Origin of the sequence: Chimaeribacter coloradensis (assembly GCF_002858715.1) — a bacterium.
In the GTDB taxonomy this organism is placed as follows: Bacteria; Pseudomonadota; Gammaproteobacteria; order Enterobacterales; family Enterobacteriaceae; genus Chimaeribacter; species Chimaeribacter coloradensis.
In genome coordinates, this window is the sequence record NZ_PJZH01000008.1 from 1 (window position 1) to 15054 (window position 15054).

The window sequence follows — 15054 nt, forward strand, 5'->3', positions numbered from 1 at the left end:
CGTTTGTTTGCATCACGCGAGAAACTAAAAGTCGAAATCCAGTGCACACCAAGTGATGCAGGTTTTTTAGGGGGCGTCAGCGCTCTCCCGAATTACTGCAATCAGTTTTTGTATGAAATAAAGCGCACATTCTGTTAACGGCGGACGTATCATATCCCTATAAAATTATCTTTATTGGTGGAAATCACTCCACCTGATTAAAAATTTTGGAATATAGCAAATGAAATATACATTGACGATGGCTGCTGCAGCCTTTTTTGTAATAATGTCAGCACCCTGTTATGCGCAGAGTATTACTGTGACATCAGGTACGCTGGATGAAGCTGAGGCGAAAATTGCAGAAAAGGCACAGCATCTTAATGCAAAGTACAAAATCACTGAAGCCAATATCCATAATCGCGTCCATATGACTGCCCGGTTATATTAATATTCAACCCGTATACTAAAAAGGCTGCCTGCAGGCAGCCTTTTTTATGTCTGTGCATCCGCTTTCCTGACAGCACTTGCCACAGAATTACATGCAAAAAACCCGAACAACGTGCTTGCATTGAACAACTGACGTGGACCAGCTTTGGCAAGACGTTATCCCGATGAACGCCGGGCTGCCAGACACCGGCGATACCGGTCGTCAGTAGACCAATAGACAGGCATAAAAAAGCCCCTGCAGTGGCATTCAGGGGCGAAAGGATATGATGCTCGTTATTTTTTGAGGGTAATACAGGTCTGTCTGAGTCAGGCACCTCTTTACCTGCTGGTACCTGGATACAATTAACGCTCTACGGTGATGTCCAGCGGCGCAGCAGGCAGACGCGGCTGCGAGCGCTGCCAGCCGGAGCCGTAGCGGGTGTACTGCGGCGGCACCGGCATGACCACTTTCAGGTCATCTGCAGCGGTACGCGCCCAGAACGGGTCTTTCAGCATTTCACGCCCTACCAGAACGATATCCGCGCGACCGTTCTGCAGGATCTCTTCTGCCTGACGGCCGGTTTCGATCAGGCCAACCGCGCCGGTTTTGATGTCCAGCTCACGGCGCAGCAGCTCGGCAGCTGGCACCTGGTAGTTCGGGTAGGTGTTCACCTGCACCATGGCGATACCGCCGGTCGAACAGTCGATCAGATCGATGCCTTGCTCTTTCATCCATTTACCGTAGACCAGGAAGTCTTCAGGACGGTTACCACCTTCAGCGTAGTCGGTGGAAGAGATGCGCAGGAACAGCGGGCCTTTCCACTCGCTGCGTACCACGTCAATCACTTCACGCACGATACGGTAGCGGTTTTCCTGGCTGCCGCCGTACTCGTCAGTGCGCTTGTTGGCCAGCGGGGACAGGAACTGGTTCAGCAGGTAGCCGTGTGCACAGTGAATTTCTACTACGTCAAAGCCGGCTTCACGTGCGCGGCGGGCACCCTGGCGGAATGCTTCAACGACTTCTTTAATCTGCTCAATGGTCATCGCCTGCGGCACGCGAGACTCAGCGGTGAACGGAATGGCTGATGGTGCGATGGACGGCAGGTCAATACCCAGCTGACGACCGGCATGACCGATCTGCGCACCGGCTTTCGCGCCAAAGCGGTGAATGGCCGCCGTCACGCGCTGCAGGCCTTCAACGTGGCTGTCGTCCCAGATACCAATGTCGCCTGGGCCGATAGGACCGTTTGGCAGTACGGCTGCGGTTTCCAGCATAATCAGGCCGGCGCCGCCCAGGGCACGTGAGCCGTAGTGAACAACGTGGAAGTCGTTGATGTGGCCGTCGTCAGAGGCAGAGTGCATGCACATCGGGGACATCGCGATACGGTTACGGAATTCTACGCCGTTGATGGTAATGGGTTCAAAAAGTAAGGCTGACATTTTTTCTCCAGAAGGTGTTTCATATTTGACCCGCTCAAAGTAGCATATAGACGTAATAAGTTAATACGCTAAAAATATGCACATACTTACCAAAAGGTAACCTAGAGAAGAAAATGAAAAAACTACGCAACTATGACTCGGCGCCCGGCTGCTCCATGGAGGCCGCCCTGCACATCATGGGGGGCAAATGGAAGGGCGTTATCCTCTACCACCTGTTTAAGGACGGCACGCTGCGGTTCAGCGAGCTGCAGCGCTTCATGACCAGCATCAACCAGCGGCTGCTGACCAAGCAGCTGCGCGAGCTGGAAGAGGACGGCCTGGTGGTGCGCGAGGTCTTCCCGGTGGTGCCGCCACGTGTGGAATATTCGCTCAGCGAGGAGGGCCGCGAGCTGAACAAGCTGGTGCTGGACCTGAGCCTCTGGGGCAGGAAGTGGTTGGAGAAACGCGGCCTGAAGACGGCCGTGGAGGAAGATCTGGACGAGCTGAAAAGAATCCTGGGAAATCCTGAGTCCTGATGAATGTGTGATTACAAAAAATATTTGAAGACAGAGGCGTTTCCCTTAAAACGGTCATGATGCGCAGCATGGTCTGTGACACGGTGAACTGGATTGTGGCTAACCTTCACAGCGATTTACATATCGACCAGCTTGCCAGCCGGGCAGGCTACACGCGCTGGCAGTTTTAGCGATCTTTTAAAAAGATCACCGGGCATTCGCTTTTAGAATATGTCCGCACCCGGCGTATCGTGAAGGCATCATACATATCCGGGATCGCATGATGGACATTGCCTATGATTCTGGCTACAGCAATCAGCAGCTGATGTCGCGCTTAATCCGCGCAACCTTTGGCATGTCGCCGACAGAACTGCGCAACTGTGCTTCTGTTGGCCCGTGCTCAGAAACGATCGGCCAGCAGGTAGCGACGCTCTTGCAATCCACCCTGCAGGCAGGCTGATGCTGAGGGCCGCCCTCAGAAATAATAACCACGTGGCGCATATCAGACACAGGGTATAAACCACAGTATTGTCAGTACAACCGAGCCCCGCTGCGGCGGGAAAAATAAAAGAGACTGGATTTACCATGAAAAAGATTAAAATCGCCTTTGTTAAGGCCAACTGGCATGCAGATATTGTGTCTAATGCTCTGGCAGGTTTTAAGAAAGAGTTAGAAGTACAGGATGTGGAAGCGGAACTGAAGATATTCGACGTGCCGGGAGCGTTTGAAATGCCACTGCTGGCAAAACGGTTAGCTGAAACCGGCAGGTACGATGCGATTGTTTGTGCTGCCCTGGTAGTTGACGGCGGAATTTATCGCCACGATTTCGTTGCTGCCGCGGTAGTTGAGGGTTTAATGAATGTGCAGCTCAGCACCAACGTGCCGGTTTACTCTGTGTCTCTGACGCCGCACAACTTCCAGCCGGTTGTGGAGCTGGAAAATTTCTACACTGAACACTTCATCAAGAAAGGTAAAGAAGCCGCGCGCGCAGTGCTGGCGATTCATACTTTGTCGATTGACTGAAAATTGCGTTATTTGATTAACGAAAAATCCGGCATGAGTATTCATACCGGATTTTCATATCAGACGTGCAGGCAAACAGGGGGTGCTCATTAGCAATATCTGAAGCTCCTGCATTTTGTCAGAAACGATTCTGATGAGAAGATGTTGCAATACACAGACGCCCGGTAGTCATGGCCTATATCCGCTTTTCGCTCAAAGCGGATGTAGGCCTGCGTGTCGGTCCGCTTTGTGCCAGAGGCGGTCATTTTCCGGATAAGCTATCAGCATGATGAAGCGTCAGCAGAGAGCATTGGGCTGGATATTCACAGTACACACTTTCACAAGTGACCAGCGGGTTTACTCTCTTTTCAGGCCGGCGGCCCTTAATGGATAGCACTTCATTTCAGTAGTAACTTCCGCATTTTATCGTCTGCTTTGCTCCTTCCCTTATATTTGTCTGCAACAAAGCATTACCGCATCATAAGCTGGGGAATTAAAATATCATTAATATTTTTATTGCGCCTGTTGAATAATGATCTTATTAATATTCAAGCGCTTATATCCATAGCGTTCCCACACGTAAATAAAAATAATGAAAAGGATAATTTATGATGATTAAACCCGCCGCTGAAGTCTGTGCGGCGCCGAGTCTATTGCAGACGCTTAAATCTTTCCCGATGACTGTCCATGCGCTGCTCTTTTTTACACTCGTCATTCGTTTCAGCTATTTTATGGCCTGGCCGTTTATCGCGGTGATCATGACGCAGAATTACCATATGTCGCCGGTTGCCATTGGCGTGGCTATGACCAGTAGCGCGCTGTTCTCGGTGGTGCTCGGTATGTATGGCGGGCAAATTTCGGACAGACTGGGAAGACGCGTTATTCTTCTGCTGGGCTGTGCCTTTTCCGCTATAGGCTATATCGTCCTGGCGCAGGCAACCGGGATGGCGCTGTTTATCATCGGTCTGATGATCATCGGCGTATCCTTTGCATGGGTTGATCCCCCTCTGCGTGCACTGGTGAGTGATTTGCTGGGTGACCGTCGTCGTCGTGCGCTGGCCCTGCAAATGCGCTACTACCTGATCAACGTCGCGGCGGTGTTTGGCCCACTGGTAGGGATGGTATTTGGCCTGACATCTCAGAAGGGAACATTCCTGATAACCGGACTCTCCTATCTCCCTTTCTTCGTCTACGTGCTGCTGTTTATCCCGGCAGGTAAGCTGCTGAGTGAGGAACAGGCTGACAGCAAGCCGGCGGTGAAGCTGCACCAGGTGATAGGTATCATCGCCAGGGATAAAACCTACATTGCGGCGCTGCTGTGCAGCATTTTGTGCAGTGTTGTTTTTATTCATTACGAAGCCGTACTGCCCCAGTACCTCCTTTTACTTGACGGCAACGCGGCGGTTAAGTTGATTACTCTGATACTTGTCACTAATGCCTGTACCGTGTTGGTGTTTCAGACTTTTATTATGCGGTTTCTGGCACGGGTCACCCTGCCAAAACGCATTCTTCTGGGTGGCGTAATTTTCGCTTTATCGCAGCTCGGCTTTTTTTCCATACGCTCGACGGAAATTTGGTTATGGCTGACGGTCACCGGTGTATTCAGTATGGGGGAAGCGATTCTGATGCCGAACCTGAACATTTTGCTCGATCAGTTGGCGCCGCCAGAGCATCGTGGTGCCTATCTTGGTGCCTCAATGCTGTCGACGCTGGGGATCGCTGCCGGGCCATTAATCGGTGGTGTGATGTTGGCGATGACGGGTTCAGGGGTATTTATCTGCACCGCATTGCTTAGCCTTTTGTTGTGCGCGATCATCTACGCCTGCCGGATTAACATGCTGACACGTCTGCAGGATTCATAATAAAAGGCGCTGCGGACATTCAAAGTAAACCGGGACATCGTCTGCCGATCCGGAATAAAGCCAAGACATGGATGCAGTGAAGTCCGCAAGGTCACTTTATTTAGAAAATAAAGGAAACGGCCCTGGCAGGGCCGTCTAAATAAAGTGCAACGGGCGCGACAAGCCGATGGCGAGGACAAGCCGGCCCGTCGCAGATTCACGCGCAGCGATTTCGGATGGGTAAGCCTCGTAAGCGTATTTACCGTGATAGTGACCCAGGCCTTCAGGCAGCAGCCTGATGAGGCGGCCATTATTCTCAATGTCCGCACTCAGTAACTGCAAGGGGCACGGAGCCGCCGCAGTTTCTATCTGGCATGGCGCTTTGTCCGCTGTAAAAACAGCAGCCATACGCCCATCGAGGTGACGATCAGCACCCAACCCATCTGGCTGATCACCGCTTCCATCATGCCATCCAGCGCGGGGGAGATCAGCGTGTTGAGCTGCAACACCGTTGACACTTCGTAACAGCCAATCGCAAAAGCCACCACAATCGAGAGCGATGAAATGGCGAGGGTGTAGTTGAGGCTACGCAATGGATCGAACTGCGACCAGCGATACAGTTTTAACATCATGACGCCATCAGTGGTATCGATCAGCATCATGCCCGCGGTGAATAACAACGGCATCAACATAATGTGTAGTATCGCTTCGCCACCCACAGCATGATTGGCCGACATGCCGAAAATGGCCACTTCAGTGGCGGTATCAAAGCCGATGCCAAACAGAAATCCAATCAGGAACAGATGATGGCTTTTGCTCACCATGCGAAACAGCGGGGCGCAAAGCCGGGTCAACACGCCGTGGTGGTGGCTTTCCTGCGGAACAGGCGTTGCATCACTGCGCAGCAACTTCTGACGTTGACGAAAACATTGCCACAGAGTTCGGCTGTTAGCCCAGGCGAGCAGCAATAGAAATGCGCCGGAGATCATCGTGCTGATCATGCCGCCGACTTCCTTAACGCCCGGAAACATCTGTTGAAGCGGTCGAGTGGTCAAGGCGAATATCAGGCAGGCGATCAGCACCACTGATGCATGCCCCAGCGAAAACCACATTCCTGCAGTGAAAGGGCTTTTACCCTCATTGCTCAATTTGCGCATAGCATTATCAATGGCGGCAATGTGGTCGGCATCAACGGCGTGGCGTAACCCAAACAGATACGCCAATAACGCCACGCTGAGCGCGGCGGGTGAATGTTGAAACGTTACCAGCGCCGTGCCGATCACCAGCAAATTAAATAACAGGGCGCCACCTATTACCGCCATGCCTTTCTGCTTATTACTCAGCACCTTCATAAAAGCTCCTGAAAGATTATCCAACGGCGGCGAAGACCCGCAGCGGCTGGATCGACGGCGGCGATGCGTGGTGATCGTGATGGTGATGGTGATGGTGATGATGGTCGTGAACATGACCATGCGGTTGATCGGGTGGACAGCTAGCGGCAGCGAGATCCACCGGGCTGCCGTGGGGTGTGTTGAGGAAAGCCTGTCGCCATTGCTCTTCACGAATCAATAATTCGGACACCGGGATTAAGCGATGCTGGGACAAGATCTTTTCCAGGCAGCTTAGCCATTGCCGATAGTAGGCGTTGTGAGCACTTTCATCGCTGCGTTGTGGGGAGTCATGAATCTCCTGCGCAAATTGTTCCACCCATTGCGGCCAACTAAAATAGCCGCGCTGCGATAGAGCCACAGCGATAACGAAGGCATCGGCTTCCCATGGTTGTGCGAAAGCAGGATCGGCCTCAGTGACGTGAGCGATGATGGCATTCAACTCATCCATGCGTCGCCTCCTCACTTTTGCCCTGAATATAGTCTGACCAGACGCTAAGATGAACGCTGAAATTGTCGCCAGTCTCCCCCCATAATTCAGCGGCGCTGAATTTCACCAGATAGACATACTGCGGCTTCTCCTGCTGGTGCGTGACCAGGGCATCAGGAAACACGCAGGCGCCATAATTCGCGACAATCACCCCTTTTTTATTGCGCGCATAGCGAGGCAGACGTGTATGGCTGAGCGGATTCATATTCTGCGTAATGATGGTATCGCCCGGCTGATATTGAGGAGCGACATCCACCGGACGATGATAATCAGGTGGAGTGGTGATTAAATCGAGATAGCCTTGCGGGGAATAGGTGTTCATCATAAGTCCTCAGGCAGAGAGTTCAGTGAGACGCTGTTGCAATTCCTGCTCGGTAAATACACCGGTCTTACACATCAACTGCTCAATCGCAAACAACCAGTGTTCGTAATAACTCGACTGCAAATAGTCGGTCACCGGCATTTTTTCGATTTCATAGCGAAAATCATCCAACACGATCTTACCGCTCATAAAAAATACCAGCGTGGTGGCGAAAATATCTTTTTCCCACTGGCTATGAAAATTAGGTTCGTCGGCCTCCATTTCAATGGGGCCAAAATTCTGCATGCCGCCGCAGTCGTGGATATTGTTCATGGCTGCTCTCCGCTTAAAGAATACGTGTACCGATCATTGAATCCCGGGTAACTAATTGTGCCAAGGCGTTTTCATCCAATCCCTCACTGTTAGCAGGCCGCTGTGGCAGTACGAAATAACGAATTTCAGCATTGCTGTCCCAGACGCGAATCTCTTTGCCGGCAGGGATATCCGTACCAAATTCCGCTAATACTCCACGTGGATCGATGACCACACGCGAGCGATAAGGCGTGGATTTAAACCAGATGGGAGGCAAACCTAATACCGGCCATGGGTAGCAGGAGCAAAGCGTGCAAACCACAATGTTATGCACGCTATCCGTGTTTTCCAGCACATGCAATGTGGCCCCTTCAAACCCGGCATAGCCCAGTTCTTTAACCGCATCGCGACCGTTCTGCAGCAAACGTGCTTTGAAGGCGGGATCGCACCAGGCTTTTGCCACCACCTGCGCGCCATTGCGTGGGCCGACTTTGGTTTCAAAATAGTCAACGATGGTGTCAGTGACGTCCTGACTCAGGAAACCTTTTTCTGACAACAGGGACTGAATAGCACGGATCTTTAATGCAGCATCAGAAGGTAATACGGAGTGGTCCGACATTTTGATTCCTCAATAAAATGAGAGTGGTGAGGACGATCAGAATTCAAGACGTTAATCCATCTGTAATTTTCTTCTTTGTTCAGGCTGCCATCTGCTGTGTTTTATTGGACAGAATCAGTGACCGGATTTAATCTGCACCGAAAGAGTGCCTGTTGCTGTATTTAAGTGCATGGAACAAGCGGGCGTATAATTAAAAGCATCGGTATTTTTTGTGCTCATTAATTTTTTTATCGGATTAATTCCAGTCCTGATCTTGCTGGCGGCCAGCGGAGTCCACCTATAATTAAGTAAAACGTACAGTCTTAACTTCTGGCCCGCTTATTGCTAATCTCAATGACATGCCCCAATGTTGTGGCTCTTGATTATCATTTTTAGACAGTGCGGTCTGCTGCTCATCCCTATTGCTTCCGGTTCCCGGAATACTCCATCTCTATTAATTCCAATAACTTCATTGCGAGGGTGCTATGGCTATTAGTCGTCGTTCATTTATTCAGGGAACTGCTGTATCGGCATTAGGCCTGGCAGCAGGGGTTACACCAAAATTCACGTTAGCCGCTGACAGCAAAGATGCCATTAAAGTAGCGAGTATCCTCGACCTCTCGGGCGGTTTGGATATTTACGGTAAACCTATGTCCAACGCCATCAATCTGGCAGCGGATGAGATCAACGCCGCAGGAGGATTGTTAGGCCGGCCGCTGCAAGTCATCAATTACGATGCGCAATCCAACATGCAGCTATACGCGCAATACGCCCAGCAGGCCGCGTTGAGAGACAAAGTGGCGGTGGTGCACGGCGGCATTACTTCAGCCTCGCGCGAAGTCATTCGTCCGGTATTGGATCGTTTCCGTTCCCTCTATTTCTATCCTGCGCAGTATGAAGGCGGTGTGTGTGACCGCAACTACTTCTCATCCGGCTCCACACCTGCACAGACCGTAGAAAAACTGGTGCCTTACGCCATGAAAAAGTGGGGCAAAAAAGTTTATGTATTGGCAGCGGATTACAACTACGGCCAGATTGTTTCATCGTGGGTGAAGAAATCGGTGCGTGATAACGGAGGGGAAGTGATGACGGTGGAGTTCTTCCCGCTGGATGTCACTGATTTTGGTGCCGCGATTTCAAAAATCCAGAGCGCTAAACCTGACATGGTATGGTCAGCATTGGTCGGTGGTGCGCATATCTCCTTCTATCGCCAGTGGCACGCCGCAGGTATGAGCAACAAAATCCCCATCGCTTCCACGGTGTTTGGCGGCGGCAATGAACACATCATCCTTTCACCCGAAGAGAGCAACGGTATTCTGGTGGCGGCAAACTACATGCAAGAGATCCCGTCTGCCGAGAACAGAGCCTTCGTGGATAAATTCCATGCACGTTACGGCGACATGACCATCAGCGACCTGGCGATGGGCGCGTATCAAGGCATGCTGATTTGGGCTGAAGGCGTGCGCAAGGCGGGTGATATTGATCGCATGAAAGTGATCGAGGCACTGGAGTCGGGCATCACACTGACGTCTCCAAGCGGTCAGTTGAGCGTTGATCCCACCACGCACCACTGCTCGCTGGATGTGCACATTGCTGAGGTAGAGAACCACCAGATGAAAATTCTGGAAACCTTTACTCATCAGGCTCCGGTCGATACCGCCATGGTGTGCGACCTGAAAAAAAATCCACGCGATACCAAACAGTATCAGATCGAACTGTAACGGGAGCCCTGTATGGATCTATCGATTATTTACGGCATTGAAATGCTGAATGCCATCGCGGTACTGGTGATTATGAGTCTGGGCCTGGCGGTGGTGTTCGGCATGATGAAAATCGTCAATATGGCGCACGGCGAATTTATGATGCTGGGCGGCTATAGCGCCATCATGGCCACCAACCACTTTGGCATGCCGATCTGGATTTCGATGCTGGTGATTGCACCACTCTGCGTCGGTGTCTTTGGCATCGTGATTGAGCGCGTCATTATTCGCCATCTGTATGGCCGGATGATCGACACCATGCTGGCTACCTGGGGTTTGAGTCTGGCGCTGATTGGTGCTGCCACCATGCTTTTTGGCAACACCACGCTGGGTATCAGTTCACCATTGCCGAGCGTCAGTGTCGGCAGCTACAGCACCAGCGGCTATTCACTGTTTATGATTGTGTTTGCGCTGTGTCTGGTGACGGCATTGTGGCTGCTGCTGCGCTATACCACGCTGGGTTTATGCGCGCGCGCCACCATGCAAAATGCGCGCATGGCGGCGGCTCTCGGCAGCAATCCCGGCAAGATTTACAGCCTGACATTTGGCCTTGGCGCGGCGCTCTCGGGTTTGGGTGGCGCCTTGCTGGCACCGATCACCGGGGTGATCCCAACGATTGGTGTCAGCTTTATCGCCAAAGCCTTTATTACGGTAATTGGTGGGGGTAGCGCCATCATTGCCGGCACGCTCTCCTCATCCACGCTGTTTGGCACCATCTCGCAACTGGTGACCTATCTCTCCACGCCGGTGTTTGGCGCGGTGGCGCTGCTGCTCAGTGCCATCGTTCTGCTGCGTCTGCTGCCGCAGGGCATCACTGGCCGCTTCTTCAGGAGATCGCTGTAATGAAACTGTTCTCAGAAAAAGTGCGCATTGTCCTCAGTGCGCTGATGCTGATCCTTGTGGCATTCTGGCTCTCTGGTGTGATTGAACTGTACACCTTGCTCTCTATCACGGTGTTTCTGGTCATGGGGCTCCTGTCACTCAGCCTGGCATTTATCTGGGGCTATGGCGGCATCCTCTGTTTTGGGCAGGCGGCATTTTTTGGCCTGGGTGCCTATACCTACGCCATTTGCGCTATCAACTGGGGTGATTCCACCTGGGCAGTGGTGATGGCGATCCTCTTACCCACGCTGTTCTCTTTGCTTCTCGGTTACGTGATCTTCTACGGCGGCGTCAGTGATGTATACCTCGGCGCTATCACTTTAGCCGTGAGCCTGGTGTTGTTTAACTGGGTGAATTCCACCTCGGGCAGTGAATACCATATTGGCGAAGCGCTGCTGGGCGGGTTCAATGGTATTCCGTCGGTGCCGACATTCAACGTTCCATTCCAGCCAGATGCAATTCTGTCACCGGAAGCGATCTTTATCGTAACGGCCGGTGCGTTGGCGTTCTGCTATGCGCTGCTGAAGTTTGTGCTGCTCAGCCGCTTTGGCAAAACGGTGGTGGCAATCCGGGAAAATGAACAGCGCGCAGGACTGCTCGGCTATAACGTGCCTGCTCATAAACTGGTGACTTTTGCTATTGGCGCGGCGATTGCCGGGTTAGCGGGATGTCTCTACGTCAACTGGGGGGCCTTTGTCAGTCCGGGCGTCTTTAGTATCAGCCAGTCGGCACAGATCATCATTTGGGTGATTGTCGGAGGACGCGGCACGTTGATCGGCCCGGTGATCAGCTGTGTGCTGTTGCAGTGGATGGTGACGCGGCTGGGGGCACAGCAAACGGTGGATGTCAATCTGGTACTGGGCGTGATTCTGGCGGTGTTTGTGCTGCTGATCCCCGGTGGCATTTTACCGACCCTACAACGGTTGTGGCGGCGTAAGCGCCCGACCACGCCAACACCATCCCGCACGCAGATGAGTGAGGTGAAGGAATGACGGCAACTGTCCTGTTAGAAACCCGCAAAATGGGCGTCAGTTTTGGCGGTGTGCATGCCGTCAAAGAAGTGGATTTCACTCTGCATCAAGGAGAGCTGCGCTGTCTGATCGGCCCTAACGGTGCGGGGAAGAGCACCTTTTTCAAAATGCTCAGCGGCCAGGTCAGGCCCACGCGCGGTGAATGCCGCTACCGCAATCAGGTGATCTCCGGCAAACGCCCCTGGGATATCGCGCGGCTGGGTATCGGCATCAAAACGCAGGTGCCGAGTGTGTTTGAAGGTTTAAGCGTTCGGGAGAATCTCTGGCAGGCCGCGGCGAACAAGCTGGAAAAAGCCGCATTGCCCGCCGCCATTGACCAGGTATTGCACGATATCGGGCTGCAGGATCATCAGGATGCTGTGCTCTCTGAATTGGCTCATGGGCAGCGGCAGTGGGTGGAGTTAGGGATGATCCTGATTTCACGTCCTCAACTGGTGCTGCTGGATGAACCTGCCGCAGGCATGACGCATCAGGAAGTACGCAAAACCGCCCAGCTGATTAAAGCGATCAATCAACAGAGCACGGTGGTAGTGGTAGAGCACGATATGGAGTTCATCAGCATGATCGCACAGCAGGTTACGGTGTTTAATCAAGGCGCAGTTCTGGCAGAAGGGAGCTTCCGCGAAGTGACGCAGAATCCATTGGTGAAAGAGGCGTATCTCGGCAATCTGGAGATTAAACATGCTTGAAATTAAAGAGATAGTCTCGGGCTACAATAAAATTCCGGTATTGCACCTGTCCGGGCTGTTTGTTGGGGCGAAATCCTTCACCGGCGTGTTAGGGCGTAATGGCATGGGAAAAACCACGCTATTGCGCACCATTATGGGAGAGCTACCGGCCTGGCAGGGAACCATTGCGCTCAACGGTATTGATATTACCCGCTATCAGGCTCACCAGCGGGCGGCGGCGGGCATCGGTTTTGTGCCGCAGGGGCGGCAAATCTTTCCGCTGCTGACGGTGGAGGAGAATCTGCGCATGGGCTGCGTAAAGCACTTCTCTCACGCGGGTCAAATCATAGAGCACATGCTGGAAATTTTTCCGCGTCTGAAACGTTTACTGGCCCAGCCGGGTGGCGCACTGTCTGGCGGCGAGCAGCAGTTGCTGGCTTTGGCACGCTGTCTCTGCGGACAGCCGCAGCTGGTGTTGCTGGATGAGCCAACCGAAGGCATTCAACCGAATATCTGCGAGGAGATCATCGAGACGCTGCAACGGCTTAGGCATGAAATGGATATCTCAATCATTTTGGTTGAGCAGGATATTGAATTTCTGTACGCGCTATCCGATCAGATACATGTGATTGAGAAGGGGCAGATTGTGCAGCGGATTGATCCGCGCACCCAACCGAGTGCGGCTGTCGCCGAACAATATCTCGGGTTTCATGCTTAAGGGTTCTCTCACCTGCACAGGTGTGCGGGTGAGGGGTACCGCTCCCGCTGTCGCTATCGACACACCATCCGGCAGTGACAACACAGCGCCGCAGCGTTGACTCAATTAACGTGATGCTTCTCCTTTCAGGATGCACACAGGTGAAACATGAATGAGTCCTCACTGCTGACCTCTCTTGCGGGTGTCCGGTTGCATATTTTCCATCCTGATTCACAAAGTATGCGGGCTTTCTGCGCCTCTCTGACGCAACTCGGCTGTCATGCACAACACAGCTGGCCGCCGGTGGCAGACCTTCCGGCAGATAGGCAGCTGCTGCTGGTAGCGATTGAAAATCATCATGAAGCGGTGCTGACGCGCCTGTTTAGCGCCCTGCAGCACCATCACACACCCACGATCGCTCTGGCGAATTGCCATGATGCACGGTTGTTTCCGCTGTTATTAAAGTTAAAGCCCACGGCGATTGCTGAGCGCGAACTCAATCCGTTTGCATTGATTGTGCAGATGATTGGCACCTGGCAATCCGCGCAGCAGCAGGTGCAATTGCGCCATGAACTGCAGGCACGTCAACAGCGCACGGCAAGAAATGAACGCCTGGCGCAGGCCAAGGGAGTGCTGATGCAAAACTTTGGTTTGGATGAAGCCGGTGCCTATCGGTTGATGCGCACAGAAGCGATGAACACGCGCAGCAGTCTTGAGTTTACGGCCGAGCGTATGATTAATCAGCTTGAGAAATTGTAGGGGCGTTGGGACATGCGGCCTGAAGGCCGCACCCGGCAGACTATCGTGACGCTTCGGTCTGTCGCAAAAGGCTGCTGGGGGTGTACCCAAAGGCTTTGCGAAACGCCAGACTGAAATGCGACATGTCGCTGAAGCCATGATCCAGTGCCACCTGCGTTATATTACGCGCTTTACCCTCGGCCAGTGCTTTGCGGCAGGACAGTAATCGCTCCTGCCAGACGAAATTCATCGGCGTTGTACCGTGCGCGGCAAACACCCGACTGATAGTGCGTGGGGAAACATGGTGTGCATTGGCAATTTGCGCCATTGTGAGATCAGCTTCGTGCAGATTCTGTCGTAGATAGCTCACGACACGTGAATAGAGATCCGGCTTCAGCGCATCATCCCCTTTCTGCAGATTGACGCTGACCGAAATCATATTGATTAATGTGTTAGCGAACTGCTCTGCGAGAAATCCATTTTCACATTCGGCGTTGAAAATAAAGGCTTCCTGCAACAGTTGCTTGAGAGATGTTATGCCGGGGCGTTGCAGATCCAGCGTTTTCCCTGCCAGCCGGGCAATAGCGGGTGCCTCTTTTTCAATCATTCGCCGCGGGAGATGGACAATATTGATCGCCACGTTATCCATGGTGAAATCAAAAGGCGTGGCGGCATCGTAGATCACGACATCGCCGACGCTGACGCGCGATTGGTTTTCATTCTGCCGCAACGTGCCACTGCCAGAACGCATGTAACCGAGGTAAAAGTCATGGTTAGGATGGCGACGAATGCACTCTGGTGTGCGTTGCCACACCAGCGCGGTTTGTGACATGTGATGGGCGATATCGACATGACCCAGCATGGAATAACTAAAGCTACCGGAGAACGCGCCCGCGTGGGTCTGCCGTACTTCTGCTTTAATCAGACGCGAACAGACAGCATCCCGCCAGGCATCAAAACGATGGCGATTATCCAGATGATCGGTAGTGAAAGTTTCTTTCATAGTT

At 52.6% G+C, this 15054-nt stretch carries 18 protein-coding genes; 11 read left to right on the forward strand and 7 right to left on the reverse strand.

What is annotated here, in order from left to right; translation table 11 throughout:
- The first annotated feature begins 220 nt into the window (after positions 1 to 220).
- Positions 221 to 427 (forward strand): YdgH/BhsA/McbA family protein, encoded by a 207-nt coding sequence (locus tag CYR32_RS09900; protein WP_101824237.1) that lies wholly within the window; start codon positions 221 to 223, stop codon positions 425 to 427.
- 341 nt (positions 428 to 768) lie between these two features.
- Here CYR32_RS09900 and namA read toward each other — a convergent pair whose 3' ends face one another.
- Complete coding sequence (namA, locus tag CYR32_RS09905) at positions 769 to 1845, reverse strand: NADPH dehydrogenase NamA (RefSeq protein WP_101824238.1); 1077 nt, start codon at positions 1843 to 1845, stop codon at positions 769 to 771.
- 113 nt (positions 1846 to 1958) lie between these two features.
- Here namA and CYR32_RS09910 point away from each other — a divergent pair, with 113 nt between their 5' ends.
- The 4 genes from CYR32_RS09910 to CYR32_RS09925 all read left to right on the forward strand — a co-directional run bounded on the left by CYR32_RS09910 (position 1959) and on the right by CYR32_RS09925 (position 5203).
- The gene (locus tag CYR32_RS09910) at positions 1959 to 2360 is read left to right on the forward strand and encodes a winged helix-turn-helix transcriptional regulator (protein ID WP_101824239.1); all 402 of its coding nucleotides are present in this window, start codon (positions 1959 to 1961) and stop codon (positions 2358 to 2360) included.
- Between the two features lie 262 nt (positions 2361 to 2622).
- Positions 2623 to 2799, forward strand: a complete 177-nt coding sequence (locus tag CYR32_RS09915; RefSeq protein ID WP_146000687.1) for a helix-turn-helix domain-containing protein — start codon at positions 2623 to 2625, stop codon at positions 2797 to 2799.
- Positions 2800 to 2924: 125 nt separating this feature from the next.
- The gene (locus tag CYR32_RS09920) at positions 2925 to 3362 is read left to right on the forward strand and encodes a 6,7-dimethyl-8-ribityllumazine synthase (RefSeq protein ID WP_101824241.1); all 438 of its coding nucleotides are present in this window, start codon (positions 2925 to 2927) and stop codon (positions 3360 to 3362) included.
- Positions 3363 to 3949: 587 nt separating this feature from the next.
- Entirely contained in the window at positions 3950 to 5203 is a 1254-nt protein-coding gene (locus tag CYR32_RS09925; protein WP_101824242.1) for an MFS transporter, read from the forward strand.
- Between the two features lie 344 nt (positions 5204 to 5547).
- On the opposite strand, the gene CYR32_RS09930 is transcribed toward CYR32_RS09925, so the two are convergent.
- From CYR32_RS09930 to nthA, 5 genes are read right to left on the reverse strand one after another with little or no spacing between them, the layout of a single operon-like run.
- Positions 5548 to 6648: a HoxN/HupN/NixA family nickel/cobalt transporter gene (locus tag CYR32_RS09930; protein WP_165698219.1), complete on the reverse strand. Its 1101-nt coding sequence runs from the start codon at positions 6646 to 6648 to the stop codon at positions 5548 to 5550.
- A complete protein-coding gene (locus CYR32_RS09935) occupies positions 6551 to 7021 on the reverse strand; it encodes a nitrile hydratase accessory protein (protein WP_101824244.1) in 471 nt (156 codons plus the stop codon). Before CYR32_RS09935 ends, CYR32_RS09930 begins: the two co-directional genes overlap by 98 nt.
- Positions 7014 to 7382 carry an SH3-like domain-containing protein gene (locus CYR32_RS22030; protein ID WP_165698220.1) on the reverse strand — a complete coding sequence of 123 codons (369 nt, stop codon included), beginning with the start codon at positions 7380 to 7382 and terminating at the stop codon, positions 7014 to 7016. Before CYR32_RS22030 ends, CYR32_RS09935 begins: the two co-directional genes overlap by 8 nt.
- Positions 7383 to 7391: 9 nt before the next feature.
- A complete protein-coding gene (locus CYR32_RS22035) occupies positions 7392 to 7694 on the reverse strand; it encodes an SH3-like domain-containing protein (protein ID WP_101824246.1) in 303 nt (100 codons plus the stop codon).
- 13 nt (positions 7695 to 7707) lie between these two features.
- Positions 7708 to 8292: a nitrile hydratase subunit alpha gene (gene nthA / locus CYR32_RS09950; RefSeq protein ID WP_101824247.1), complete on the reverse strand. Its 585-nt coding sequence runs from the start codon at positions 8290 to 8292 to the stop codon at positions 7708 to 7710.
- 464 nt (positions 8293 to 8756) lie between these two features.
- On the opposite strand from nthA, the gene CYR32_RS09955 reads away from it, so the two are divergent.
- The 6 genes from CYR32_RS09955 to CYR32_RS09980 all read left to right on the forward strand — a co-directional run bounded on the left by CYR32_RS09955 (position 8757) and on the right by CYR32_RS09980 (position 14068).
- Complete coding sequence (locus CYR32_RS09955; RefSeq protein ID WP_101824248.1) at positions 8757 to 9992, forward strand: urea ABC transporter substrate-binding protein; 1236 nt, start codon at positions 8757 to 8759, stop codon at positions 9990 to 9992.
- A 12-nt stretch (positions 9993 to 10004) separates the two neighbouring features.
- Positions 10005 to 10874, forward strand: coding sequence for a branched-chain amino acid ABC transporter permease (locus tag CYR32_RS09960; protein WP_101824249.1), 870 nt, complete (start codon positions 10005 to 10007; stop codon positions 10872 to 10874).
- Entirely contained in the window at positions 10874 to 11905 is a 1032-nt protein-coding gene (locus tag CYR32_RS09965; protein WP_101824250.1) for a branched-chain amino acid ABC transporter permease, read from the forward strand. The genes CYR32_RS09960 and CYR32_RS09965 overlap by 1 nt, the downstream gene beginning before the upstream one ends.
- Positions 11902 to 12633, forward strand: coding sequence for an ATP-binding cassette domain-containing protein (locus CYR32_RS09970; protein ID WP_101824251.1), 732 nt, complete (start codon positions 11902 to 11904; stop codon positions 12631 to 12633). Before CYR32_RS09965 ends, CYR32_RS09970 begins: the two co-directional genes overlap by 4 nt.
- Complete coding sequence (locus CYR32_RS09975) at positions 12626 to 13330, forward strand: ABC transporter ATP-binding protein (protein WP_101824252.1); 705 nt, start codon at positions 12626 to 12628, stop codon at positions 13328 to 13330. The genes CYR32_RS09970 and CYR32_RS09975 overlap by 8 nt, the downstream gene beginning before the upstream one ends.
- Positions 13331 to 13477: 147 nt before the next feature.
- Entirely contained in the window at positions 13478 to 14068 is a 591-nt protein-coding gene (locus CYR32_RS09980; protein WP_101824253.1) for an ANTAR domain-containing response regulator, read from the forward strand.
- Positions 14069 to 14108: 40 nt separating this feature from the next.
- Here the strand turns inward: CYR32_RS09980 and CYR32_RS09985 are convergent, their stop codons facing one another.
- Complete coding sequence (locus CYR32_RS09985) at positions 14109 to 15050, reverse strand: helix-turn-helix domain-containing protein (protein WP_101824254.1); 942 nt, start codon at positions 15048 to 15050, stop codon at positions 14109 to 14111.
- Positions 15051 to 15054 lie beyond the last annotated feature (4 nt).

What these genes read in the sequence shown, in the direction of transcription:
- CYR32_RS09930 (WP_165698219.1), bottom strand. Translation starts at nt 6,648, where the DNA reads ATGTTCACGACCATCATCACCATCACCATCACCATCACGATCACCACG.
- CYR32_RS09925 (WP_101824242.1), top strand. Translation starts at nt 3,950, where the DNA reads ATGATGATTAAACCCGCCGCTGAAGTCTGTGCGGCGCCGAGTCTATTG.
- CYR32_RS09960 (WP_101824249.1), top strand. Translation starts at nt 10,005, where the DNA reads ATGGATCTATCGATTATTTACGGCATTGAAATGCTGAATGCCATCGCG.
- CYR32_RS09935 (WP_101824244.1), bottom strand. Translation starts at nt 7,021, where the DNA reads ATGGATGAGTTGAATGCCATCATCGCTCACGTCACTGAGGCCGATCCT.
- CYR32_RS09900 (WP_101824237.1), top strand. Translation starts at nt 221, where the DNA reads ATGAAATATACATTGACGATGGCTGCTGCAGCCTTTTTTGTAATAATG.
- namA (WP_101824238.1), bottom strand. Translation starts at nt 1,845, where the DNA reads ATGTCAGCCTTACTTTTTGAACCCATTACCATCAACGGCGTAGAATTC.
- CYR32_RS22030 (WP_165698220.1), bottom strand. Translation starts at nt 7,382, where the DNA reads ATGAACACCTATTCCCCGCAAGGCTATCTCGATTTAATCACCACTCCA.
- CYR32_RS09920 (WP_101824241.1), top strand. Translation starts at nt 2,925, where the DNA reads ATGAAAAAGATTAAAATCGCCTTTGTTAAGGCCAACTGGCATGCAGAT.
- CYR32_RS09965 (WP_101824250.1), top strand. Translation starts at nt 10,874, where the DNA reads ATGAAACTGTTCTCAGAAAAAGTGCGCATTGTCCTCAGTGCGCTGATG.
- CYR32_RS09915 (WP_146000687.1), top strand. Translation starts at nt 2,623, where the DNA reads ATGGACATTGCCTATGATTCTGGCTACAGCAATCAGCAGCTGATGTCG.
- CYR32_RS09955 (WP_101824248.1), top strand. Translation starts at nt 8,757, where the DNA reads ATGGCTATTAGTCGTCGTTCATTTATTCAGGGAACTGCTGTATCGGCA.
- CYR32_RS09970 (WP_101824251.1), top strand. Translation starts at nt 11,902, where the DNA reads ATGACGGCAACTGTCCTGTTAGAAACCCGCAAAATGGGCGTCAGTTTT.
- CYR32_RS22035 (WP_101824246.1), bottom strand. Translation starts at nt 7,694, where the DNA reads ATGAACAATATCCACGACTGCGGCGGCATGCAGAATTTTGGCCCCATT.
- CYR32_RS09910 (WP_101824239.1), top strand. Translation starts at nt 1,959, where the DNA reads ATGAAAAAACTACGCAACTATGACTCGGCGCCCGGCTGCTCCATGGAG.
- CYR32_RS09980 (WP_101824253.1), top strand. Translation starts at nt 13,478, where the DNA reads ATGAATGAGTCCTCACTGCTGACCTCTCTTGCGGGTGTCCGGTTGCAT.
- CYR32_RS09975 (WP_101824252.1), top strand. Translation starts at nt 12,626, where the DNA reads ATGCTTGAAATTAAAGAGATAGTCTCGGGCTACAATAAAATTCCGGTA.
- CYR32_RS09985 (WP_101824254.1), bottom strand. Translation starts at nt 15,050, where the DNA reads ATGAAAGAAACTTTCACTACCGATCATCTGGATAATCGCCATCGTTTT.
- nthA (WP_101824247.1), bottom strand. Translation starts at nt 8,292, where the DNA reads ATGTCGGACCACTCCGTATTACCTTCTGATGCTGCATTAAAGATCCGT.